This window comes from Cyanobium sp. NIVA-CYA 375 (genome assembly GCF_056108345.1).
Genome location: NZ_JBSYHW010000255.1, coordinates 1 through 953, shown reverse-complemented (window position 1 = coordinate 953; position 953 = coordinate 1). Strand labels below are relative to the sequence as shown.

The 953-nt window shown below is 60.2% G+C and carries 3 protein-coding genes; 2 read left to right on the top strand and 1 reads right to left on the bottom strand.

The features are described 5' to 3' along the window. The first annotated feature begins 95 nt into the window (after window positions 1-95). Window positions 96-353: an HI0074 family nucleotidyltransferase substrate-binding subunit gene (locus AC01FP_RS17905; RefSeq protein ID WP_474482134.1), complete on the top strand. Its 258-nt coding sequence runs from the start codon at window positions 96-98 to the stop codon at window positions 351-353. Beyond that, entirely contained in the window at window positions 350-688 is a 339-nt protein-coding gene (locus AC01FP_RS17900) for a nucleotidyltransferase family protein (RefSeq protein WP_474482133.1), read from the top strand. The genes AC01FP_RS17905 and AC01FP_RS17900 overlap by 4 nt, the downstream gene beginning before the upstream one ends. Before the next feature lie 79 nt (window positions 689-767). Here AC01FP_RS17900 and AC01FP_RS17895 read toward each other — a convergent pair. Beyond that, a partial coding sequence (locus AC01FP_RS17895; protein ID WP_474482132.1) for a hypothetical protein occupies window positions 768-953 on the bottom strand: 186 nt, incomplete at its 5' end.

The following is a 953-nucleotide window of genomic DNA, read 5'->3' as shown; positions in this document are numbered from 1 at the left end:
TGCGCATCAATCATGAAGTGGTGACTGCCTATGTCATGTCAAGGTCAGGCCGGCACGCCCCGTGAACGGTTACCTTTGAACTGACCTGGAACACGTTGCGCGACCTGCTGCGCAGCCAGGGCGATGCCACGTTGCTGGGATCGCGCGACACCATTAGGGAGGCGTTTCGGCTGGAGCTGATCACAGACGGCGAGGCCTGGATGCTGATGATTCAAGACCTCAATCTCACCAGCCACACCTATAGTCGATTCACCGCTGATGCCATCGCCTCCAACATCAGCAGCCGATACCTGCCTTGTTTCCAGCAGTTGAAAACCCGGCTGGAGCTACGCCTTCAGGAGGAAGCGCAATGACTGCCATACCCGGTATCCCTGCAACGCGGGTGGAGCAAATGCAGCAGCTGTGGGCAGGTCAACCGTGGCTAGAGGCCCTGTGGCTGTTTGGCTCGCTGGCGATGTACCGGCATGGGCCGGGCTCGGACATCGATCTATGCCTGGAGGGCTGTGCGCTCAACCACAGTGATCGCCTGGCGCTGATGGCGGCGGTGGACGATCTGCTGCTGCCCTGGCGGGTGGATCTGGTGCTGCGACAGGAACTGCCCGCCGAGCTGGATACCCATGTGCAACGGGTGGGCCGGCGCAGCTGGGAAGCACCCATTCCTGCAACCAGCGGGAGGCCTGAGGCATGACTACTGCCGGCTTGATCGCGCCACTGGTTCACTCAACCAGCAGCCAGCATTCTCAAAAACTCGGGGCTGGCGAGCAGCTTCAGGAGGCGCTGGAGCTGGGGTCGATGGGCGATGGCCAACCCGGCAAGTCGGCCTGGATCAAGTCGATTTCGAATTCGATCAAATCGATCATGGCGTGCTGCTTGAACGCCCCCAGTTTCAGGAAAGTTGTCACCCCTCTGATCAGTACATCCGGGGGCTTGAGGACATGACTAATGCGTCGATA

Excerpts from the sequence above, each read along its gene's own strand:
- AC01FP_RS17900 (WP_474482133.1), top strand. The coding sequence starts at position 350 with ATGACTGCCATACCCGGTATCCCTGCAACGCGGGTGGAGCAAATGCAG.